Origin of the sequence: Ensifer sp. ENS03 (assembly GCF_014852035.1) — a bacterium.
GTDB classification, from domain to species: domain Bacteria; phylum Pseudomonadota; class Alphaproteobacteria; order Rhizobiales; family Rhizobiaceae; genus Ensifer; species Ensifer adhaerens.
This window is the reverse complement of record NZ_JACVAV010000009.1, coordinates 1-22187: the sequence shown is the minus strand read 5'-3', so window position 1 is coordinate 22187 and position 22187 is coordinate 1. Positions and strand designations below refer to the sequence as shown.

The window sequence follows — 22187 nt, the reverse complement described above, 5'->3', positions numbered from 1 at the left end:
TGCGCGATTTGCGACGATCGGGAGCCACCCTGATGCACTGAGATACAATTCCGCTCCTGTCGGAAACATCCGCGATACGTCGCGATGGTCCTCTGCCGCACGTGACAAGCGATCTGTGCCTCGGGCATCGATCCCATGCGGAGAGACGGTGATGATCCTCTTTGTTGTAGCCTATCTTGCCGGCGTGCTGACGATCGTCAGCCCGTGCATCCTGCCCGTGCTGCCATTCGTGTTTGCCCGCGCCGGCCAACCCTTTTCCACCAGCATTCTTCCGATGCTGCTCGCCAAGATCGTGACCTTTGCGGGTATCGCCTCGCTTGCAGCCCTAGGCGGCAACTGGGCGGTGCAGGCGAACGCCTATGGCCGCTACGCAGCGATCGTGATGCTCGCAGTCTTCGGCGTGACGCTGCTCTCGACGCGGGCTGCCGCCTTTGTGACCGGTCCGCTCGTGGAACTCGGCAACCGATTGTCGAGAAAGGCTGCGACCGGGGAGAAGGGCAGCATCGGCGGCTCGATCCTGCTTGGCGTTGCGACCGGATTGCTCTGGGCGCCCTGCGCCGGACCGGTGCTCGGTCTGGTGCTGACCGGGGCGGCGCTGAACGGCGCGAATGCGCAGACCACGCTGCTGCTTGTGGCCTATGCGGCCGGTGCTGCGACCTCGCTGGCGCTCGCCGTCCTGGCCGGTGCCAGAGTATGCGCGGCGATGAAGCGCTTCCTCGGCCTTGGCGACCGCATCCGCCAGGGTCTCGGCGTCGCGGTGCTCGCCGGTGTTGGCGCGATCGCGCTGGGGCTCGACACCGGTCTTTTGGCGCAGCTTTCCTATGCCAGCACGTCGGGCGTCGAACAGTCGATCCTCGATCGCCTGCGCAGCGGTGCTTCGCCCGTGGACGTCGCAAGCACCCGCATGACCCTTGCCGCAAAGGATACGCGACAGGCGGCCTATCGCAGCGACCTTCCGGTGGAAGGGCAATTTCCGTCGCTCGACGGCGCGGTTCAGTGGCTGAATTCGAAGCCGCTGACGCCGGCCGAGCTTCGCGGCAAGGTCGTTCTCGTCGATTTCTGGACCTATTCCTGCATCAACTGCATCCGTACCATCCCTTACGTTCGGGCCTGGGCGGAGAAGTACCGGGACCAAGGTTTGGTCGTCATTGGCGTGCACGCCCCCGAATTCGCCTTCGAAAAGCAGATCGGCAACGTCGAGAAGGCGGTGCGCGACTTCAAGATCACCTATCCGGTGGCGATCGACAACAACTTCGCCATCTGGCGCGCCTTCTCCAACAGCTACTGGCCGGCCCACTACTTCATCGATGCCGAGGGGCAGATCCGCTACACCCATTTCGGCGAGGGCGACTATGAAGGATCCGAGCGGGTGATCCAGGATCTGCTGGCGGAAGCCGCCGGCAAGAAGAAGGCCGAAGGCGATCTGGTCAAGCCGAATGCTGGGGGTGCCGAGGCCTCGCCGGACCTGGCACGCCTCGGATCCGGCGAGACCTATGTCGGTTATGCGCGCGCCGCAAACTTCGTCTCGCCCGAGGGCGTCTCGGCCAACACGTCCGCGCGGTACACGGTCGGCAAACCGGGGCTCAATGAATGGGGGCTGACCGGCAACTGGACGGTCGGCGCCGAAGAGGCGCGCCTCAACGAGGCCGGCGGCGGCATCACCTACCGGTTCCGCGCGCGGGACCTGCACCTGGTGCTCGGCACTGGCGCCGGCGGCAGGCCGGTCCCGTTTCAGATAACCATCGATGGGGTGGCGCCGGGCGCGGACCATGGCGCGGATATCGATGCGGCCGGCAAAGGTGCCGTTACGGGGACGCGTCTTTACCAACTCGTCCGCCAGTCCGGAGCAGCCCGGGAGCGGACCTTCGAGATCCGCTTTCTCGCACCCGGCGCAGAAGCCTTCGTTTTCACCTTTGGATGAGAGTTTGCCATGAGCGACAATGAAAAACGGCGCGGGCGCACTTGGTCCGCCTTCGCGCGACGCCTTCTCGTCGCCGCGACCATGGTCGGTGGCGGATTGACCTTCGTTCTCAACGGGCCGCCGTCGGCGGCACAGGAGTCCAGGCCTGTGCCGAAGGCGCTCCACGATATCGCGCCGACGGCCGGCCGCCAGACGGCGGTCTTTGCCGGCGGTTGCTTCTGGGGCGTGCAGGCGGTGTTCCAGCACGTGGCTGGCGTCGCGAGCGTCACGTCAGGATACGCGGGCGGCAGCGCCGCGACGGCGACCTACGAAGAGACGGAGACCGGCGCCACAGGGCATGCCGAAGCGGTGGAGATCACGTTCGACCCGAAGCAGGTGAGCTACGGCAAGCTGCTCGAGATCTACTTCTCCGTCGCTCATGATCCGACGCAGCTTGGTGGGCAGGGACCCGATAGCGGACCGCAATATCGATCGGCGATTTTTCCGCGCGATGAAAAGCAGGCGAAGGTTGCTACCGACTATATCGCGCAACTGGATGCGAGCGGCGTTTTCAGCCGCCCGATTGCGACGACCATCGAGGACGGCAAGACCTTTTACCCGGCCGAGGCGTATCACCAGGATTACGTCTACAACAATCCCGGCCTGCCCTATGTGGTCATCTACGAGAAACGGAAGATCGGCGCACTGCATCGTCTGTTTCCGGGCCTCTATCGGCAGAAGCCGGTGCTTGTGGCGGACAGCGCTTCTTAGCTGATGAGGTGCCGTGAGGCCTCCCGAAGGGGCTCACCAGTTCGGCCCTTTACACAAGGATACAGTTTCGCGGCCGGCTGCACGCACCCGCGATACGTCCAAGAGACACTCTGGCCGCGAGCACGTTTCGAGCCTTCGGCGACGAAACGCCGCTGCTGACATCAATAAAGGAAGGAGCCGTCATGCGTATCTTCGCGACAGTTTTCGCCATCGCCGCGCTCGCGGCGGCACCATGCGCCTGGGATAGCGACCCGAGAGAACCCTCGCTTCTTGCCGCACTCGTCTCCGGATCCGGATCCGCAACGGTTGCTGAGAAGGGAGCAGGATTGCTGCAAGGGGCGCCGCACGAGGAGCTTGCCGATCCGTTCTTCGACTGACGATAGTACCGCCGAGACGGGCGGCCCGAACCTTTGATGCCAATCAACCTGGAGGAAAGTGACATGCTGGAGAAAACGAGAGAGCGCCAGACGACCGGGGCTCGGACAGTATTTGTCAACGAGTTGACCAACGGGATACTCGACCCCGCCGAGCCGATGCTGGGGCCTGTCGCCGATGGCGGTGTCATCATCGCGAACACGGCGCCCGGATGTTGGGGGCCGATGATCACGCCGGAGATCCGCGGCGGACATGAGGTGACGCGCCCTGTGGCGGTCGCGGGCGCTGAAGTCGGCGACGCCGTTGCCATTCGGATCCGATCGCTGATCGTCACGTCCGCGGCGACGGCCTCGGGCAACGACGAGGTGGTGGCTGGTCGCTTCAACGGTGATCCCTTCTGCGCGGCCGTTTGCCCGGGCTGCGGCACGGAATGGCCGCGCACGCGCGTGGAGGGCATCGGCCAGACTGCGATCCGCTGCGAGAAGTGCGGCGCAGACGCGACGCCCTTCATCTTCACCAACGGCTACACGATCGCCTTCGACGATGAGCGCCAGGTGGGGCTGACCGTCGGCAAAGCGACTGCCGAGACCTTTGCCACGGATGCGGAACGGCTGCTGGCCCTGCCGGACGGCTCGATCCAGCATCCGATCCTGACCTTCGCGCCAGCGGACCTCATCGGTGTTGCCACAAGGCTTCGGCCATTCCTCGGCCAATTGGGCACGACGCCGTCGAAGGCGATGCCGGACTCGCACAATGCCGGCGATTTCGGCCAGTTTTTGACCGACGCACCACATGCTTACTCCCTGACCGCGGACGAACTCGTCCAGCATAAGACTGACGGCCACATGGACGTGAATACCGTGCGGGAAGGCGCGATCCTGATCTGCCCGGTCAAGGTGCCGGGTGGTGGCATCTATATGGGGGACATGCATGCCCTGCAGGGCGACGGCGAAATTGCCGGCCATACCTGCGACGTCGCCGGCACGGTGACGCTGGAGGTCCATGTCATCAAGGGGCTCAATATCGACGGGCCGATCCTTCTGCCGGTGCTGGAAGATGTACCGTTCCTTGCACGTCCGCTTGACGAGGCGGAACGAACGCGGGTGGCGGCACTTGCCCGCAAGCACGGTGTCCGAGAGGTCGAAGCTGACGCCCCGGTCACCTTCATCGGCACGGGCGCGAACCTCAACGATGCGACCACGAACGGGCTGGAGCGGGCGGCGGACCTGCTCGGTCTCAGCGTTCCCGAAGTGATGAACCGGGCAACGATCGCAGGTGCAATCGAGATCGGCCGCCATCCGGGCGTGGCGCGGGTAACGTTTCGTGCCCCGCTCAACCTGCTCGACGCAAAGGGCATCGGCGCGTTCGCGCGCAGTCTCTACAATCTCTGAGCCTCCTGTATTTTCAAGGACCTGTACTTTCAAGGAGTTGCTTGCAGACGATAGCGGGGCCGACGTCATGTCGGCCCCGTTTCGCTTTCTGACGCTAAGGCGCAGCGGCAGAAATCCCAGGGCATTTCGTATCGGTTTGCCGCCGTCCGCGGCCGTTCAAACATTGCGATACACAGACGCCGCTTCCGAACACATCGCGGATACACAGCACACGCATGGTCACGGCGAAATTTGGTTCGCGTCCGCCCAGGCGGGCTATGTCCTGAAAAGACGGAATTACGACATTTGAGACGCGATCTTTCGGCCGTACCATCGAGGCTCCAACCCAAGCAAAGGAGCTTGAAATGAGCAAATCAAAAGGCACTGCACTGATCACCGGTGCTTCGTCCGGTATCGGCGCGATCTATGCTGACCGCCTGGCACATCGCGGATATGACCTCATTCTCGTCGCGCGCAACCGCGTACGCCTCGACGATCTAGCCCGCCGGCTGGCGGACGAAACCGGCCGCGCCATCGAAGTCGTCGCCGCGGACCTCGGCAACAGGGATGATGTCAGGCGGGTCGAGAAGATCCTCGAAAGCGATGCGAGCATCACGATGCTGGTCAACAATGCCGGGGTCGGCGCGACGGCGCCGCTGCTCGCCTCCGATGTCGACAAGATGGACGAGATGATCACGCTCAACGTCAGCGCGCTGACGCGGCTGACCTATGCGGTGGCACCCGGATTTGCGGCGCGCAGCACTGGCACGATCATCAACATCGCCTCGATCGTCGGCGTGGCGCCGGAAGTTCTGAACGGCGTCTATGGCGGCACCAAGGCCTTCGTCCTGGCCTTCACCCTGTCGTTGCAAAAGGAACTTGCCGAGAAGAATATCCGCATCCAGGCCGTGTTGCCGGGTGCGACCGCCACCGATTTCTGGGGCATTGCCGGCACCCCCATCGAACACGTGCCGAGCGAGATCGTCATGCGCGCCGAGGACATGGTGGACGCGGCACTTGCCGGCCTCGACCAGGGCGAAGTGATCACTATCCCAGCGCTGCCGGATGCCGCTGACTGGGCAGCCTATGAGGCCGCACGGCAGAAGCTGATGCCGAACCTTTCCAGGAAAACGCCGGCCGCTCGCTACCGTATCGGGAGCTAGCGCCCGCTCACCTTCCGGCAACCTCCCAACCCGGACTTTCGAGGCGGTTCCTCGCCTCGCCAATCGAACCAGGAGAATGATGATGTTCAGACGTTCCATGCCCATTGTCCAAAACCGCCGACTGGCCGCCTTGGCATTGTCGGGCGCGATCGCGATCCTGCTTCCTCCGCTCGCCGCTCAAGCGGCGGGCGTCTCCGCCGGCGGCGACGTCCAAATCACGTCGGCTGCCAAACCGGCCACGGACGAATCCATCCGCCCTTTCCAATTCCACGCCAGTGATGCCGCACTTGCCGACCTCAAGCAGCGCATCGCGGCGACCAAGTGGCCGGATCGCGAACTGGTGGCGGACGGCACCCAGGGCGTGCGGCTTGCCACCATGCAGAAGCTCGCCGACTATTGGGCAACAAACTACGATTGGCGCCGCGTGGAGAAGACACTCAACGACCTGCCGCAGTTCGTGACCAACATCGACGGCGTTGACATCCACTTCATTCACGTGCGCTCCAAGCATAAGAACGCGATGCCACTCATCGTCACCCACGGCTGGCCGGGCTCGATCATCGAGCAGTTGAAGATCATCGATCCCCTGACCAATCCGAACGCGCATGGAGGCACGGAAGCCGATGCTTTCGACGTGGTCATCCCCTCGCTTCCCGGCTACGGCTTCTCCGATAAGCCGACAGAGCGCGGCTGGGACCCTGTCCGGATCGCGCGCGCCTGGGCAGTGCTGATGCAGCGTCTCGGCTATTCCCATTACGTCGCGCAGGGTGGCGACTGGGGCGACGCTGTTACCGAGCAGATGGCGCTGCAGCAGCCGGCGGGCTTGCTCGGGATCCACACCAACATGCCGGCGACCGTGCCTGACGAGATCCAGAAGAGCCTCGATGCCGGCCAGCCGGCACCAGCGAACCTTTCGGCCGACGAGCGCCGCGCCTATGAGCAGCTCGACTTCTTCTACCGGAACGGGCTGTCCTATGCGCAGGAGATGAGCAAACGTCCGCAAACGCTTTATGCGATTGAGGATTCGCCGATCGGGCTTGCGAGCTGGATGCTCGACCACGATGCCCGCAGCTACGAGTTGATCGCCCGCGTCTTCGATGGCAAGCCGGAAGGGCTGACGCGCGATGACGTGCTCGACAATGTCACGCTCTACTGGCTGACCAATACCGCCGTGTCGTCGGCACGGCTCTATTGGGAAAACAAGCTTGCCTTCTTCCAGCCGAAGGGCGTGCAGATCCCGGTGGCCGTCAGCGCCTTCCCGGACGAGCTTTATCAGGCACCAAAATCCTGGGCGGAGAAGGCATTCCCCAAGCTCATCCATTATAATCGTCTCGCCAAGGGCGGGCACTTTGCAGCCTGGGAACAGCCGCAAGCCCTAGTCGACGAGTTGAGGGCTTCATTCAAGTCACTGCGTCAACCGAGCTGACAGGAAGAGGCGTGCGAAAGCGCGCCCCACCGTCGCAACAAAGGAGAAGTGTCATGACAGGTGCAGATAGCAACAACAGAGCACCATCGGTCGATCTGAAGTTCGAGGTCGCCGTCATTCCGGTCGCGGATGTCGATCGCGCCAAAAATTTCTACGGTCGCCTCGATTGGCGGCTCGATGCCGACTTTCCCGTCGGCGATGCGTTTCGCGTTGTGCAGTTCACTCCCCCGGGCTCGCCGGCATCGATCCACTTCGGCACCGGGCTGACCTCGGCTACGCCCGGTTCGGCGAGCGGCCTCTATCTGGTCGTTTCGGATATCGAAGCCGCGCGTGCGGAACTCGTCGAACGGGGCGCCGAGGTCAGCGACATCTTCCACCGCGAGGGCCCCGGAAAGCCAGCGATCAGCGGACGCGATCCCGCGCGCCGCAGCTACCGCTCCTATGCCACCTTCAGCGACCCCGACGGCAACGGCTGGCTGCTGCAAGAGGTGACCGAACGTCTGCCCGGGCGTGTGGATACCGAGGTGACGGACTTTGCTTCCGTCGGTGACCTTGCGGGGGCCCTGCGTCGCGCTGCCGCCGCCCATGGCGAGCACGAGAAGCGCAACGGTGGTGAGCACGACCATAACTGGCCGGATTGGTATGCGGCCTACATGGTGGCCGAACATGCGGGCAAGCCGCTTCCCGAATGAGCGCCGGCCATGACCGTCGCGTTTCCTCCATGGCGTAAATCTGCTATAAGCGGCCATTCCAGACAGAGTCGGACAGGGGTGGTGTGAGATGCACAGGATCGGCTACGTCGTCTTTCCGGGATTTCAGCTCATGGGGTTCGCGGCGGTCACCGCCTTCGAGATCGCCAACCTGACGCTTGGCGAACCAGCCTATGCGATCGAATTGCTGTCGGAGGCCGGCGGCGAGATCAAGGCGTCCGCCGGCTTCGGCGTGCTCACGAAGGCCTTCGACGACGCGGTCTATGACACCGTCATGTTCGGCGCGGGCGCCGTGATCGAGCCGGTAACGCCGGGACTCGCCGCCTTCGCGCGCCATGCCTTGGAGGTCTCGCGCCGGGTGGCAGCCCCTTGCACAGGCGCCTTCATCCTCGCCGAGTCCGGACTGCTCGACGGTCGTCGCGCCACGACCCATTGGGTGTTCGCCCGTCAACTGCGCGAGCGATTTCCCGAGGTCAAGGTCGAGGAGGATCGTATCTTCATCGTCGATGGCAGCGTGTGGACCTCGGCCGGCATGACGGCAAGCATTGATCTCGCGCTGGCGATGATCGAGAAGGACCATGGCGAGGATGTCGCCCGTCAGGTGGCACGCAAGCTCGTCGTCTATCACCGGCGCGCCGGCGGCCAGTCGCAGTTTTCCGCCCTGCTGGAACTCGATCCGAAGTCGGACCGCATTCAGAAGTCGGTCAATTACGCCAAGGCCAACCTGCGAAACGTCCTCTCGGTAGACGAACTCGCGGACGCCGCGGGCTTAAGTGCGCGCCAGTTCAGTCGCGCCTTCCGTTCGGAGACCGGCCAGTCGCCGGCAAAAGCGGTCGAGCATCTGCGGGTGGAAGCCGCGCGGCTCTTGATGGAGCAGGGGCGTCACTCGATGGACGTGATTGCCGAGCAGACCGGTTTTTCCGATAGCGACCGCATGCGCCGGGCCTTCCTGCGCACGCTCGGGCAGCCGCCCCAGACGATCCGACGCAATGCGCGCGAAGGCGTTGCCTGACGGTAATAACCTGCCTTGAAAATGCGATTGTATCGCCGTGTATCCAGCCCCTGCGGTTTCTACACGTGCTTTCAATAGGACGCCGCCAAGCACACGCCCCAGATACACCAGCACTCCATTTGTGATGCCAGTTCAGTTCCCCGGAGGGTAGTCAATGTCGGACGAAATCAACCACCCGCGCCGTCGTTTCATCGGCGCAATCGCACTCTCGCTGGCGGCAACGCAGTTCGCATCGGCTGGCGCGGTCAGAGCGCAAGCGGGAGCCGGTGAGGCGCCGCGCCTACCCGCCGTCGCCCCGGGCACGAACAAGTCCTTCCCCGTCCTCAAGCAGATCGATGCGGGCGTGCTCAACGTCGGCTACGCCGAACTTGGCGCCAGCGATGCTCCTGCCGTGATCCTGCTGCACGGCTGGCCCTATGACGTTCACACCTATGTGGACGTGGCGACGGTGCTCGCCAATGCCGGCTATCGCGTCATCGTTCCCTATCTGCGCGGCTATGGCACGACTCGGTTCCTGTCCGCCGAAACTCCAAGGAACGGCCAGCAGGCTGTGATCGCAACGGATATCATTGCCCTGATGGACGCGCTCAAGATCGAGAAGGCGGTCATCGGCGGCTGCGACTGGGGTGCGCGAACCGCCAACATCATCGCGGCCCTGTGGCCCGAGCGCTGCAAGGCGCTGGTCTCCGTCAGCGGCTATCTCATCGGCAGCCAGGAGGTGAACAGGAAGCCACTTTCGCCGCAGGGCGAGCTTGCCTGGTGGTACCAGTTCTACTTCGCCACCGAGCGGGGCTATGAGGGCTACAAGCAGAACCGAAAGGAATTCGCCCGGCTGATCTGGAAGCTTGCCTCGCCCAAGTGGAACTTCGACGACGCCACTTTCGACAGGAGTGCCGAGGCGCTTGAAAACCCCGATCATGTCGATATCTCGATCCACAACTACCGTTGGCGGCTCAGCCTGGCCGAGGGGGAAGCACAGTACGACGACCTCGAAAAGCGGCTGGCGCAGTTCCCTACCATTACCGTCCCGACCATCACGCTTGAGGGCGACGCCAATGGCGCGCCGCATCCCGATCCCGCCGCCTACGCCAAGCGTTTTTCCGGCAGATACGAGCATCGGCTGCTTGCCGGCGGCATCGGCCATAACCTGCCGCAGGAGGCGCCGCTCGCTTTTGCCGAGGCAATTGTCGCCGTCGATCGTTTCTAGTTTTTCTCCCGCAGATTGCGTGGAGGCGCGGGGATCCGGTTCGCCGGCCCCGCGTTTTTTTGTGCGCGGTGATTGGAGACAGGGCCCGCCGGATGCGGCGCCGCGTCATGCTGGTGTGGCGCAATGGGCGACAACCACTTTCGGATGGACTTCGTATCAGCGTGTATCGGCGCCGGCACCTGGGCAGGTTTCCATACATTTTCGGGCGTCGATGAAACATCCGATACATTTTGAGGGCGCCAGATGCGTCTCGACAGTCGCAGGGCAATCGGGCCCGGACGGCAAACCTGTTGAAAGGAAAACACCATGAGCGCAGCTGAAAAGGTACTCTACACCGGCAAGACCCACACGACCGGCGGCCGCGACGGCGCTGCCCGCAGCGACGACGGACGCCTGGACACCAAGCTTTCCACGCCCGGCAGTTCCCGGCCGGGGACGAACCCGGAGCAACTTTTTGCCGCCGGTTGGTCCGCGTGTTTCATCGGCGCGATCGGTCTGGCGGCTGGCCAGTCGAAGGTCGCGCTTCCCGCCGACGTCGCCGTTGATGCCGAAGTGGATCTGCTGAACCGCGACGGCGGCTACTTCCTGAAGGCACGGCTGAATGTCAGCCTACCGGGGATCGACGCCGACGTCGCGCGTCGGCTCGTCGATGCCGCGCACCAGACCTGCCCCTATTCCAAGGCGACCCGGGGCAACATTGACGTGACGATCAATCTCGTCTGATCAGCACTACCTCTTGTCACCTCCGGAGCGGCGACCATCAGGGTCGCCGCTCTTTTGCATCGGCCATGGGCGTGGCCGAGCCCGGCAAGCCTATTCTTCTTGAGCTTTTGATCTCAATCGTGACATTAGGAAAATAATATATGCGATTGTTTTATATCGCATTATACGGCGTTTTATGAAACTCCTCTCTACTGAGGGCGGATCACCAGCTCGCCCAAAAGGCCGCCGCCGTCACGATTGCGCAAGGTCAGAGACGCGTTGATGGAGACTGCCAACTGCTGGGCGATGGCGAGACCAAGTCCGGTCCCGCCGGTCTCGCGATTGCGGGAATCCTCCAGCCGGACGAAGGGTTTCAAAACGGCGCCCAGTTGATCATCCGGGATGCCCGGCCCGCGGTCGAGCACGCTGATAACCACCGTATCGTCAGCAAGCCGCCGTGCCTCGATCTCGGCGCTGCCTGCGAATTTGAGCGCGTTGTCGACGAGGTTGGTGAGAATGCGCCTGAGCGCCTGCGGCCGGGTTGTGACCGTGCCGCCATCGATATCGCTGGCGCTGACGGACTTGCCGGTGTCCTGATAATCGTAGACGAGGCTTTCAATAAATGAGGCGAGGTCGACGCGCGTCGATTTCTCGACATTGCCGTGGGCGCTGCGGGCATAGGCAACGCCTTCTTTCACCAGGCTTTCGATCTGGCCGAGGTCTTGGATCAGCTTCTCCCGATCGGCGAAATCCTCGGCCATTTCCGCGCGCAGCTTCATGCGGGTGATCGGCGTCTGCAGGTCGTGGGAAATGGCTGCAAGGATCTGGACACGTTCTTCAAGATACTGGGCGATGCGGTCGCGCATGGCATTGAAAGCGGTTGCCGCATAGGCGACCTCCGTCGGGCCGGTCTCACTGAGCCGCGGCGTGTTGCGGTTTGGGTCGAGCGTGTCGGCCGCTGCGGCAAGGTTGACGAGCGGGCGGACGGCCTGCCGCATGGCAAACCAGCTGCAGAAAAGCAGAAGCGCGAGTTGCGCCAGCAGCACGTAAGGCAGCCAGTCGGCGAGCGGCATTACCCCCTTGGGATAGACGTCGATCGTCAGCGGCGAGCCGTCGCTCAATGTCAGATGCGCCTGCACGTGGCGGCGATCGCCGGGGATCGTCTCGATGGTGACCGGATATTTCGGGCCAGTCGCGCGCTGGATGTTGGCGGAGAGCTCCGCGGTGGCCGGATCGACCGACGCGTTGCCGGGCACGCCCGGTCCGAGAATGAAGCCGTAGTTGTCGCGGCTGAGGCGATTGAGCCAGGAGGCACGCTCGTTAGCGGGCAGGCGGTCGAGGATTGCGATCGAGGTCGCTATGTCGTTTTCGAGCGTGTTGAACATGACAGACTTGGCTGACATGTAGCGCTCGAAGAACAGAACTGTGAACGACATCACATGTGCGATGGCGAGGCCGGCCAGCAGAATAACAAAGAGCCGCGCCCTGAGCGTGCGCGGCCATAGTCGAAAGCCTCTTTCAGCAGCGTTCGCGGTCATTCGCGCGCCTCCACGATCTCGATCGGCACCGAGAAGACATAGCCTTCGCTGCGCACCGTCTTGATGTAGGCCGGCTCGCGGGCGTCGTCGCCGAGTCGCTGGCGGACCCGGCTGACGAGCAGGTCGATCGAGCGGTCGAAGAGATCGGCCTCGCGGCCTTGCGTGAGATTAAGCAACTGGTCGCGGTTGAGCACGCGCTGGGGGTGGTCGATGAACACCTTCAGCAGCCGATACTCCGCTCCGCTCAGCGCGATCACGGTGCCATCAGCATCGATCAGGTGCCGCGCCGTCGTGTCGAGCTTCCAACGGCCGAAGCGCAGCAACTGCCCGGCCTCCGAAATCTGCAGGTTGGGCGGCAGCATGCGCGCGCGCCGAAGCACGGCCTTGATGCGGGCCAGCAGTTCGCGCGCGGAGAATGGCTTGGAGAGATAATCGTCGGCACCCATTTCGAGCCCGAGAATGCGATCCATCTCGTCCGAGCGGGCGGTCAGCATGATGATCGGGATCGCTTTATGCTTGCCGGCGCGCAGCTCGCGGCTGAGCACCAACCCGTCGTCGCCCGGCATCATCACGTCGAGGACGATCAGATCGACGGTATCGCCTTCGAGGAAGCTGCGCATCTGTCGCCCGTCGGCGACCGCGGTCGCGCGCAGGCCGTTTTTCTTCAGGTAGCTCGACACGAGTTCCCGGATCTCTCGGTCGTCGTCGACAATCAGCACATGGTCGATATGCTCCATCGAGCAAACTCCTCAAGTCGGTTTGGCCTTCGCATGGTGCCGCCGCTTCTGGGCGAGGGGGCTGTGCCACTTGCTCTGTCTGGTTGACGCTCTGGATATGTCGTCGGTGTGTTCGCAACATCCAGACTTGCATGCGAATGTAATGCAAGCGCCTGCAGATACATTTCGACACAATTTCACAAAGGAAACCCGCCGCTTGCTGTCAAGCGGCGGGTCGTGGGAACTGTGGCTGATCGCGTCAGGCTTTAGCTTTTGCAGCAAGCTGCGCGCGATACTGGGCGGTGGGCAGGCCGCCCCAGCCCCAATTGTCGAGGTCGACTTCCTCGATGACCACATAGGTCGATTCCAGCGGCTTGTTGAGCACGTCGAGCAGCACTTGGCTGACGCCTTTGATGATCTCGGCCTTTTCCTCCGCCGTCACCGTTTGACGCTCCGGCGTGGTGCCCTCGCGGGTCACCTGAACTGTTACGATCGGCATTGCCGTCTCCTTTCTGGAACTTGATGGCACCCAAGCTGCCGCGTTTGTTTGGAGAGTTACGGGCCTACCAGCGTCCGGCGTTCTGGCCGCCGTCCACATGCAGGATCTCGCCCGTTACGAAGCCGGCACCCTCCAGGTAGAGAACTGCGTCGACGATATTGCGGATCTCGCCCATTCGTCCGACCGGGTGAAGTGTCGAAAGCGCCGCATGCGTTTCCGGCGCGTGCATCGGCGTCTTGATGATGCCGGGCGAAACCGCGTTGACGCGAACGCCTGAAGTCGCGAATTCGATCGCGAGCGCCTGGGTTACCGAATTCAGGCCGCCCTTGGTGATGGAGGCAAGCGCGGCGGGCACGCCGGCGATCGGCTGGTTGACGAGGCTGGTGGTGATGCTGACGATGTGGCCGGAGCCCTGCTTCAGCATCTCGCGGGCGGCGTGCTGGGTAATATGGAAGAAGCCGGCGACATTGACGCTCATGTTCAGGTCGTAGTCTTCCTGGGTGAAGTCCGTGAACGGCTTGGCGGTGAAGACGCCGGCATTGTTGACCAGGGTGTCGATGCGGCCGAACCGTTCGAGGCCCTGGCGCACGACGCGCTCGGCGGTCTCGGGATTTCCGATATCGCCTGCAACGGCGAGGATGCCCGCATCCGCGCTCTCCCTAATCGAGCGCGACGTGGCGATGACACGGTAGTTGCGATCGCGGTAGGCCTGCACCAGGGCGGCGCCGATACCCTGCGATGCACCGGTGATGATGGCGACCTTCTGTTCGTTGCTCATGGATGTGATCCTTCTTCGATTGCAACGGGCGTTCGTGCAGCCCGTCCCTTCGCCCTCGGCGTTGGTGCAATCAGATTTAGACCCATCCGATCTGTGCGAGAATTGACGACAATCGGCAGTCAATAAACCGAAATTCGGCATAATCAGTCAAGCGTGCCAGCTTCCATCGCCATGCGTGCGAACTCGGTCCTGAGACGCGGCAAGGCGAAATCCGCGAAGGCGCGAACTTTGGGAACCGACATGCGGCCCTGCGGTGCAAGAAGATGAACCGGCATCGGCGGATGCTCGGCATCGGCCAGCACGATCTTCAACTGTCCGTCGTGGACATGGCGCGCGACATGGTAGGAGTAGAGCCGGGTAAGGCCGGTGCCCGCAACGGCGGAATCGACCGCTGCGCGCACGCTGTTGACGATGTAGCGCGGCGTGAACTGTACCGTGCGCGGGATCAGCGAACCTTCGGTCGGCGTAAAGGTCCAGGAATCAAGGCCGAAATTGGTGAAGGCGACGATCTGGTGCTTGGCGAGGTCTGCCGGCTCGTCGATGCGGGGATGACTGGCGAGATAGCGTGGGGAAGCGACGACGACGCGCCTGATATCGCCGCCGATGCGTGTTGAGATCAGCGAAGAATCCGCGAGGTGCCCTATGCGCAGCGCGATATCGACGCCTTCGTCGACAAGGTTCACGAAGCGGTCGAGCAGCAGCAACCTGGCCGAAACCGCCGGGTAGAGATTGAGGAAGTCGTCGAGGATCGGGCGCAGCATCTCTTCACCGAGGATCGGCGGCGATGAGATCGTTACCGTGCCGCGCGGAGCCGCGCGCTCGCCGCCTGCGAGCATATCGGCCTCTTCGAGATCGACCAGCACCCGCCGGCAGGCGGCTGCATAGCGCTGGCCCGCTTCACTGAGTTTCAGCGAGCGGGTCGTCCGGTGCAGCAGTTCGACACCGACATGGGCTTCGAGCAGGTTCAGCGCGCGGCTGACGGCCGTTGGCGATCGCTTCAGCCGACGGGCCGCACCCGCAAGGCTGCCTTCGTCAATCGCCGTGACGAAGACCTTCATCGCATCGATACGATCCATTCTGCCGACTTTCGCAAGAGATGACGTCAATCAGCAAGAATTCGTCTGCAAGACGGCGGAAGTAAAGGGCCGACAGCACTGCATAGGAGAGTGCTGTAACTTCTGAGCTACGCCGGAAAGAGGCGAGCGATCAAATCGGACGCGGAGCCCTGCCAAAGCTCGCCCTTGCCGGTTCCCGACCACAAGGACAGAAAGTCTGGCGACCCCTTCGCGGTGGACGCCGCTCTGATGTCACGCGTGAACTTGTTCTGGGCCGGAAAGGGCATTACGGCGGCGGCATCCACCTCGTTCATGAAACGGTTTTCGACGCCGCGCGCAAACCGGCCGGAAAAGGCCCGCGTCGTTCGCGTCTTCCGCTCCGTGCCCTCTAGCGCCGCGCGATAGGGGGCCGACGTCCCAGCTTCGGCGGTCTTGAGGAAGGCCGTACCCATCTGCACGGCGCTGGCGCCTTTTGCGAGAACGGCTTGGATGTCGGAACCCGTCATGATCCCCCCCGCGGCGATGAGCGGTACCTTGACCTTTCCCAGGCTCCAGGCGAGCAGGTCTTCAAGGCCGATTTCGCTGTCCTCGGCGGACGGGTCGAAGATACCTCGATGCCCGCCGGCCTCGTATCCCTGCAGCGTGATGGCATCGACGCCGCTCTCTTCGAGTGCCAGGGCTTCCTCGGGCGTCGTTGCCGTGCCGATGATCAGCATTCCTGCGTCACGAGCAGCGCGCATGTGCTCGGCGGGCAGAACGCCAAAGACGAAGCTCAGCGCCGCAGGCTTTGCCCGCAGCACCGCCTCGAACTGCGCGTCGAAATCCTCTTCGTAGGGCGCTGCAAATTCCGGCGTGGGCAGGCCGAGTTCGACGCGGTATCCCGCCGTCGCGCGCCGGGCGCGCTCGAGCGCCGCGGCGTCGATCTTCGGCTGCGGATGCTGGATGAAGAGGTTTATGGCGAAGGGACAATCTGTCCGGGCACGCACGGCCTGGGCGAACTCTACGATCGCCGGCGGGCTCGAATAGGCCGCGCCGATCGAGCCGAGCGCGCCGGCGGCGGAAGAGGCTGCCACGAGCGCCGGCGACGAAGGACCTCCGGCCATCGGCGCGACGATCAGGGGATGTCTCAGGCCGAGTTTCGAAAGGGTGCCCTGCATAGTCGTGTCCTCGCTGCGTGTTGCCTGCCATCTGGCAGCGCTGCAGAGGTAGGGTGAGCGGTTACGGACGCAAGGGCAGGCGCCACAGTTTACCCGAATATCTTGTGGGTCGCTCGCGGCAGGTATGGCGGAGGCGATGGCCCCCTCGGGACCGTCGATCGCGCGGCAACTGTTGCAACACAGTCGGTTGACTGGCACTGTCGCTCGGTGGCGAGAGACCTTTCCAAGGAGCCCGCGATGTCGCGACAGACGGACAAGCAAGAGACACTTCCGAGCCTTGTCGAACACTACCGGCCCGTGCAGCTGAAGGCCGTGCTTGCGGCTTGCGCAATAAAGCACCGCGAGCCTCCGCCGCCATTACCGGAGGAGCGCCACTACGGATCGCAATTGCCGGAGGGATTTCACCTGCCGCAATCTGTCTACGACGACTGAGCGCCGGCTCCGCCCTCAGTTCGTTGCCAGCGTCCAGGCCATGCCGGCGAGCGCGCAGGCAAGCAGCGTGGTTATGACCGACACATTGAAGCGGAAGATCGCCACGCCGGCCGCGAGCGTCAGCAGCAGTGACGGCAACACCAGCGACCCTAGGACCGGAATATCGAGCGCCAACGGCCCGAGCGTCCAGGGGGCGACTTCGGCAAACAGCGTGTGCAGGCCAAACCAGACCGCAAGGTTGAGGATGACCCCGACGACGGCGGCGGTGATCGCCGACATGGCGCCGGTCAGCGCGACGTTGTTGCGCAACCGCTCGATGAAGGGCGCGCCCAGGAAGATCCAGAGAAAGCAGGGAACGAAGGTGACCCAGGTCGTCAGCATCGCTCCGAGGGTCGCAGCCGCCATGGGCGAAAGCGTGCCGGGATCGCGATAGGCACCCATGAAGCCGACGAACTGGACGACCATGATCAGCGGCCCAGGCGTCGTCTCGGCCATGCCGAGCCCGTCAAGCATCTCGCCCGGCTTCAGCCAGCCGTAGTGCTGCACCGCTTCTTGGGCGACATAGGCAAGTACGGCATAGGCGCCACCGAAGGTGACCACCGCCATCTGGCTGAAGAAGAGGCCAATCTGGCTGAAGACGTTGCCCGTGCCGAGAATGGCGACGAGCAACGCCAGCGGCACCAGCCACAGGGCAAGCAGGATCGCCGAGATCCGCAGCGACCAGGCGAGGTTCGGGCGCGCATGCGCGGGAATTTCGTCGCCGAGCACGGAGTCTTCGTCCTTGAGCACCGGACCCGTGCTGGCCTTGTGGCCTCCGCCGATGCGAAAGAAATCCGAGCCGGAACGTGCACCGATGTAGCCAAGCACCCCGGCTGCAAGAATGATGAGCGGGAAGGGGACCCGGAAAACGAAGATGGCGATGAAGGCGGCTGCGGCAATGCCGATCATCACCTTGTTCTTCAGTGCTCGCCCGCCGATGCGGAAGACGGCCTGAACGACGACCGCGAGCACCGCGGCCTTCAGACCGAAGAAAAGGCCCTCGACGACCGTGACATTGCCGAAGGCGGCGTAGATGTAGCTCAGGCCCAGGATCGCGAGGAACCCCGGAAGCACGAAGAGGATGCCGGCGACAAGGCCGCCGGCGGTGCGATGCAGGAGCCAGCCGATATAGACGGCAAGCTGTTGCGCCTCGGGTCCCGGCAGAAGCATGCAGTAGTTGAGCGCGTGCAGGAAACGGTGTTCGCCGATCCAGCGCTTTTCATCGACCAGGATGCGGTGCATGACGGCGATCTGTCCAGCCGGCCCGCCGAAGCTCAGCGCCGCAATCCGCGCCCAGACCCGGACCGCTTCGCCGAAGGAGATGCCGTGGCTTTCCCGTTGCCGCGCCGGTCCCGGCGCGGCCCTGTCCGCAATGTCGGTCATCTCAGGCGTCCTTCTTGGCCGAGGGCCAGTTGTGGGTCTCGTTGGTAGCATCCCGGCACCAGCGATAGAAGGCGTCGTAGAGCAGCATACCGGCGTCCAGCTGTTCCAGATCGTCCGCATACATGCGCGAAAGCCCGAGCGAGGCAGCAAGCAGGCCAGAGGCCTCCGGCGCGAGTTCCAGGCGGGCGGTATCGGCAGCCCGCACGATCCTGGCGAGCCGCAGCAACGGGGCCGTGGCAAGCCCGAATTCCTCGACCATGACGTCGAAGGTGCAGCGCTCGCCGCGGTGGCTCCAGCGCACGGGCGCGTCGATGTCGAACGGTGTCGCCCGGAAGCGCTCGCCGACCATCTCCACTTCCGACGGCGCTACGTAAAGGAAAACGGCATGCGGATCGACGAAGCGCCGGATCAGCCAGGGGCAGGCGATGCGGTCGATCTTCGGCCGCGCCCGGGTGACCCAGACCGTGTGCCCTTGGGCGTTCCGTTCCGGTAGAGCCGAAGACGGCACGGCGGGGCTGCCGCCTTCGACCCACGCCTCGAACCCGCCTTCGAGCACATCGGCGGAGATGCCGGCATTGCGCAGCCAGGCGGCAACGCCATGGCTGAGCTTCTTGCCCTGCTGGCAGATGACGATCGCCGACGCTTTGTCGACGTCGTGTGTCCAGTCCTGCACAGTGCGATAGTCGCGCCGGGCGGATCCCGGGACGAGACGTGGATCGGCGTCGAAGTCCTCGTCGACGCGAACGTCGATCAGCGCGGGACAGTTCGGCGTGCCGATGAGGCGAGCGAGTTTTTCCGATGATATTTCGAGATACGACGACATGACGCGTCCTCCGGATGAGCGGTTCTATGGACGCGATGCTTCGGCTGGCGCCTCATGGGGTGATCGCACCCCCATCCGCGAAGTTTGCCGCCGTTGGCCGCACGCTGTCAAGCCGCGCTTCGGCGGCGACTTTACGGGACATGGCGAAAGCGCTTCGCACTGAGGCGTGATCCGAGGCAAACTACCGAAGGATTGTTACAGGTCTTTGGCGGCAGATCTCAGTTACCGTCAAGGAAGCGACCTGAGTGCCGAAGGTCACACTCAGGTCGCGGAGAACGGCATTCGGGCTATTTGCCGGCCTCGTTGGCTGCGGCCTCGATGACGCCCGCAACCTTCTCCGGTTGCGACGCAAAGACAGCGTGGCTGGCCTTGATTTCGGTCACCTGGCTGCCGGCGCGCTTGGCCATGCTTCTCTCCAGGTCCGGGTTGATGGCGCGGTCATCGGTCGCGACGATCGACCAGCTTTTCTTGGTGCGCCAGGCGGGGTCGCCGACCTTGGCGGCGAAGACCTCCTTGGCGGCAAGGACCTGCGATTTCGCCGCAAAGGCCGCCTCCGCCGCAGGCAAATCGGCGGCGAAGTCGGCCGGAAACGCCTTTGGGTCGAGATAGAGATACTTGCCGTCCGGGGTTTCGCGCACGCTCATGGCGGCCGCAGGTTTCGATCCGGCGAGCGCTGCAAGGTTTTCGCCCTTGTCGGGCTGAAAGGCGGCCACATAGACCAGGCCTTCGACCTTGCTATGGTGTCCGGCCTCGGTGATGACCATGCCGCCATAGCTGTGGCCGACGAGCAGGGTCGGGCCATCCTGGAGATCGAGGATGCGGTTCGTCGCCTCGATGTCCGCGCCGAGCGACGTCAGCGGCTCCTGGACGACGGTCACGTTGAAGCCGCGGCGCCCGAGGATTTCGGAGGCTTCTCTCCAGCCGGAACCGTCGGCAAAAGCGCCGTGAACGATGACGATGTTCTTGATCTCGGCTGCTTGCGCTGCGAAAGCGACGACGCTTGTCGCCAAGGCAAGCGCGATGGTCGGGAGGATGCGGTGGTTCATGCGATCGTTCCTTCTTCTGTTCGTGAGGCAACGATCGCAATCTGTTCAGGCGAGGTATCCCGGATGTGTCGGTCTTCGCCGCAATATGTACCGCATTGTAGCGGCTCAATCTCGACGCCATGGCGAGAGGCCGAAGCGCGGTCTTTCACCCTGCGTGGCAAGGTACAGAGGCACACCGCGCGAAGGCGCGCTACGATTCAACCAGGATCACAAGCGATGACGGCACAACCCCGTCATAGGCCATGGCGTCCACCGCAGCCTGGCTTTGCATCGCCTGCGAGAGGGCGCCAATATCGGGAACATCCATCATGACGGCCACGCGCGTCGGGTCCTTTGGGTCGACGAAGGTCCGGATGTTGGTGATGCCGAGCGCGCCGAAGAGTTCCTTGCGTCTCGGCGATTTCAGCCAGTGATCGGCGCCTTTGGTAATGTTGTGATGGGCGATGATGGTCGGCATCGGATCCTCCCTCTTTTGACGCTGTGCACCGGCGTCGCAACTTTCCCGGCGCATCCGCGTTCCTTCAACGGAACGGCCTGAAGGCCGGGCTGTCAATTAGCCCGTCAGAGGTAGGCGCGTTTTTTCTCTGGCAACTTGAAGGAAGAGGTTCATGCCGAAATTTATCACCATCGGATACGGCGATCGCGTCGGCTACGATCGCACGGCGGCAGTGGTGCGCGATGCGGCGCATGCGCATGACGCGCGACTTCAGGCCGATGGCGTGTTGATGGGGATTGCCGGCGCGCCCGTGCAGGTGCGCAATGCGGATGCGGCGCGGGTCGAAACCAAGAATGGTCCGTTCCTGTCATCCCCGTTGCCGGTGGCCGGTTTCGCGGTGATCGAAGCGGCCGATCTCGACGAAGCCATCGCCCTGGTTTCGCAGACACCCTGCGCCGTTGCTCACGGCGTGGTCGAAATCTGGCCGCTTAAACTTCCTTAGGGAGTCGCCCAGGAGACCTGAGCGGCGAGCATGGATTCGGCCTCATCGGCCGTCTGGCGCTGGGATTCCGTGGCTCCGGCCGGAGCGATCTTCATCTCCGGTCGACCTTCCCTGAAGATCTTCCACTTTGTCGGTCGGAAGGCGATGCGGCTGTGGTCGCCGGCAGCGGCGCGCTCGGGCGAGAGTTCGATCTCGACATGCGGATGGTTGCGGCCAAGGTCGAGTTCGAGATGACGGGTGCCGGCAACCCGGCGGCTGGCGGCAACGAGGCCGGCAAGGCAACCGCCGGAGCCGTCGACCAACTCGATGTCATGCGGGCGGAAGTGCAGTTTCGCGGGGCCGTCGGGCTCGGACGGGGCGCGCAGCCCGATCGGCCGATCCTCGAACCAGATCTCGCCGTTCTGCAGCGTAACATTGAGGCAGTTCGACTGGCCGATGAAGCCGTAGACGAAGGGCGAGACCGGATGGTCGTAGATCTCGTCGGGGGTGCCGACCTGTTCGATCACGCCCTTGCTCATGACGACGACGCGGTCGGCGAGCTCCAGCGCCTCGTCCTGGTCATGGGTGACGAAGATCGTCGTGTGGCCGGTGCGGTCGTGAATGTCGCGCAGCCACTTGCGCAGTTCCTTTCGGACCTGCGCGTCGAGCGCGCCGAAGGGCTCGTCGAGCAGAAGCACGTTCGGTTCCACCGCCATGGCGCGGGCGAGCGCCACGCGCTGGCGCTGGCCGCCCGAGAGCTGCGCCGGATAGCGCTTGTCGAGGCCGGAGAGCTGCACGAGGTCGAGCAGATCGAGGGCGCGCTTGCGGATCTCGGCCGACGGCGGTCTGCGGTTCGACGGGCGGACCTTGAGGCCGAAGGCGACGTTGTCGAGCACGGTCATGTGGCGGAACAGGGCATAGTGCTGGAAGACAAAGCCGATGTTGCGCTCCTGCACGGTCTTTTGCGAGGCATCCTCGTCGCCGAAGAAGATCGTGCCTTCGGTCGGGCTTTCGAGCCCGGCAACGAGACGCAGAAGTGTGGTCTTGCCGGAGCCGGAGGGGCCGAGCAGCGCGATCAGCTCGCCGGAGCGGATGTCGAGCGAGACGTCGTCGAGCGCCGGGAAGCGGCCGAATTCCTTGCGGATGTTGTGAACGCGCACGTCCATGA

At 63.7% G+C, this 22187-nt stretch carries 23 protein-coding genes; 12 read left to right on the top strand and 11 right to left on the bottom strand.

What is annotated here, in order from left to right:
* The first annotated feature begins 151 nt into the window (after positions 1 to 151).
* The 10 genes from IB263_RS25700 to IB263_RS25655 all read left to right on the top strand — a co-directional run bounded on the left by IB263_RS25700 (position 152) and on the right by IB263_RS25655 (position 10657).
* Complete coding sequence (locus IB263_RS25700) at positions 152 to 1921, top strand: cytochrome c biogenesis protein DipZ (RefSeq protein WP_192439240.1); 1770 nt, start codon at positions 152 to 154, stop codon at positions 1919 to 1921.
* 9 nt (positions 1922 to 1930) lie between these two features.
* Positions 1931 to 2671, top strand: coding sequence for a peptide-methionine (S)-S-oxide reductase MsrA (msrA, locus tag IB263_RS25695; RefSeq protein ID WP_110818859.1), 741 nt, complete (start codon positions 1931 to 1933; stop codon positions 2669 to 2671).
* A 182-nt stretch (positions 2672 to 2853) separates the two neighbouring features.
* On the top strand, positions 2854 to 3048 hold the full coding sequence (locus tag IB263_RS25690) for a hypothetical protein (protein WP_034799659.1): 195 nt from the start codon (positions 2854 to 2856) through the stop codon (positions 3046 to 3048).
* Positions 3049 to 3111: 63 nt separating this feature from the next.
* Positions 3112 to 4437, top strand: coding sequence for an acetamidase/formamidase family protein (locus tag IB263_RS25685; protein WP_060601328.1), 1326 nt, complete (start codon positions 3112 to 3114; stop codon positions 4435 to 4437).
* A 344-nt stretch (positions 4438 to 4781) separates the two neighbouring features.
* On the top strand, positions 4782 to 5579 hold the full coding sequence (locus IB263_RS25680; protein ID WP_060601325.1) for an SDR family oxidoreductase: 798 nt from the start codon (positions 4782 to 4784) through the stop codon (positions 5577 to 5579).
* 97 nt (positions 5580 to 5676) lie between these two features.
* The gene (locus IB263_RS25675; RefSeq protein ID WP_134887929.1) at positions 5677 to 7005 is read left to right on the top strand and encodes an epoxide hydrolase family protein; all 1329 of its coding nucleotides are present in this window, start codon (positions 5677 to 5679) and stop codon (positions 7003 to 7005) included.
* 53 nt (positions 7006 to 7058) lie between these two features.
* Positions 7059 to 7697: a VOC family protein gene (locus tag IB263_RS25670; protein WP_134887927.1), complete on the top strand. Its 639-nt coding sequence runs from the start codon at positions 7059 to 7061 to the stop codon at positions 7695 to 7697.
* A gap of 88 nt (positions 7698 to 7785) precedes the next feature.
* Complete coding sequence (locus tag IB263_RS25665; RefSeq protein WP_134887926.1) at positions 7786 to 8727, top strand: GlxA family transcriptional regulator; 942 nt, start codon at positions 7786 to 7788, stop codon at positions 8725 to 8727.
* 154 nt (positions 8728 to 8881) lie between these two features.
* Positions 8882 to 9934 carry an alpha/beta fold hydrolase gene (locus IB263_RS25660; protein ID WP_134887925.1) on the top strand — a complete coding sequence of 351 codons (1053 nt, stop codon included), beginning with the start codon at positions 8882 to 8884 and terminating at the stop codon, positions 9932 to 9934.
* Positions 9935 to 10240: 306 nt separating this feature from the next.
* Positions 10241 to 10657, top strand: coding sequence for an organic hydroperoxide resistance protein (locus IB263_RS25655; RefSeq protein ID WP_034799671.1), 417 nt, complete (start codon positions 10241 to 10243; stop codon positions 10655 to 10657).
* A 188-nt stretch (positions 10658 to 10845) separates the two neighbouring features.
* Here IB263_RS25655 and IB263_RS25650 read toward each other — a convergent pair whose 3' ends face one another.
* The 6 genes from IB263_RS25650 to IB263_RS25625 form a co-directional block, all read right to left on the bottom strand.
* Complete coding sequence (locus IB263_RS25650; RefSeq protein ID WP_060518122.1) at positions 10846 to 12174, bottom strand: HAMP domain-containing sensor histidine kinase; 1329 nt, start codon at positions 12172 to 12174, stop codon at positions 10846 to 10848.
* Positions 12171 to 12911, bottom strand: a complete 741-nt coding sequence (locus tag IB263_RS25645; protein ID WP_034799675.1) for a response regulator — start codon at positions 12909 to 12911, stop codon at positions 12171 to 12173. The genes IB263_RS25650 and IB263_RS25645 overlap by 4 nt, the downstream gene beginning before the upstream one ends.
* A gap of 238 nt (positions 12912 to 13149) precedes the next feature.
* Entirely contained in the window at positions 13150 to 13389 is a 240-nt protein-coding gene (locus IB263_RS25640; RefSeq protein WP_034799678.1) for a 4-oxalocrotonate tautomerase family protein, read from the bottom strand.
* A 64-nt stretch (positions 13390 to 13453) separates the two neighbouring features.
* Positions 13454 to 14167, bottom strand: a complete 714-nt coding sequence (locus tag IB263_RS25635; RefSeq protein ID WP_192439239.1) for an SDR family NAD(P)-dependent oxidoreductase — start codon at positions 14165 to 14167, stop codon at positions 13454 to 13456.
* A 143-nt stretch (positions 14168 to 14310) separates the two neighbouring features.
* On the bottom strand, positions 14311 to 15243 hold the full coding sequence (locus IB263_RS25630; protein ID WP_060518118.1) for a LysR family transcriptional regulator: 933 nt from the start codon (positions 15241 to 15243) through the stop codon (positions 14311 to 14313).
* A gap of 107 nt (positions 15244 to 15350) precedes the next feature.
* Entirely contained in the window at positions 15351 to 16379 is a 1029-nt protein-coding gene (locus IB263_RS25625) for a nitronate monooxygenase family protein (protein WP_034799685.1), read from the bottom strand.
* A 237-nt stretch (positions 16380 to 16616) separates the two neighbouring features.
* On the opposite strand from IB263_RS25625, the gene IB263_RS25620 reads away from it, so the two are divergent.
* The gene (locus IB263_RS25620) at positions 16617 to 16811 is read left to right on the top strand and encodes a hypothetical protein (RefSeq protein ID WP_034799687.1); all 195 of its coding nucleotides are present in this window, start codon (positions 16617 to 16619) and stop codon (positions 16809 to 16811) included.
* Between the two features lie 15 nt (positions 16812 to 16826).
* Here IB263_RS25620 and chrA read toward each other — a convergent pair whose 3' ends face one another.
* From chrA to IB263_RS25600, 4 genes are all read right to left on the bottom strand, one after another.
* Positions 16827 to 18233 (bottom strand): chromate efflux transporter, encoded by a 1407-nt coding sequence (gene chrA, locus IB263_RS25615; RefSeq protein ID WP_034799690.1) that lies wholly within the window; start codon positions 18231 to 18233, stop codon positions 16827 to 16829.
* Between the two features lies 1 nt (position 18234).
* The gene (locus IB263_RS25610) at positions 18235 to 19056 is read right to left on the bottom strand and encodes a sulfurtransferase/chromate resistance protein (RefSeq protein ID WP_034799692.1); all 822 of its coding nucleotides are present in this window, start codon (positions 19054 to 19056) and stop codon (positions 18235 to 18237) included.
* A 287-nt stretch (positions 19057 to 19343) separates the two neighbouring features.
* Positions 19344 to 20102: an alpha/beta hydrolase gene (locus tag IB263_RS25605; RefSeq protein ID WP_034799694.1), complete on the bottom strand. Its 759-nt coding sequence runs from the start codon at positions 20100 to 20102 to the stop codon at positions 19344 to 19346.
* A gap of 190 nt (positions 20103 to 20292) precedes the next feature.
* Positions 20293 to 20559 carry a hypothetical protein gene (locus IB263_RS25600; protein ID WP_034799696.1) on the bottom strand — a complete coding sequence of 89 codons (267 nt, stop codon included), beginning with the start codon at positions 20557 to 20559 and terminating at the stop codon, positions 20293 to 20295.
* A gap of 151 nt (positions 20560 to 20710) precedes the next feature.
* Between IB263_RS25600 and IB263_RS25595 the strand changes: the two genes are divergently transcribed.
* The gene (locus IB263_RS25595) at positions 20711 to 21040 is read left to right on the top strand and encodes a YciI family protein (RefSeq protein WP_192373307.1); all 330 of its coding nucleotides are present in this window, start codon (positions 20711 to 20713) and stop codon (positions 21038 to 21040) included.
* On the opposite strand, the gene IB263_RS25590 is transcribed toward IB263_RS25595, so the two are convergent.
* Entirely contained in the window at positions 21037 to 22185 is a 1149-nt protein-coding gene (locus IB263_RS25590) for a sulfate/molybdate ABC transporter ATP-binding protein (protein WP_064817028.1), read from the bottom strand. The two genes, IB263_RS25595 and IB263_RS25590, sit on opposite strands and share 4 nt — an antisense overlap.
* Positions 22186 to 22187 lie beyond the last annotated feature (2 nt).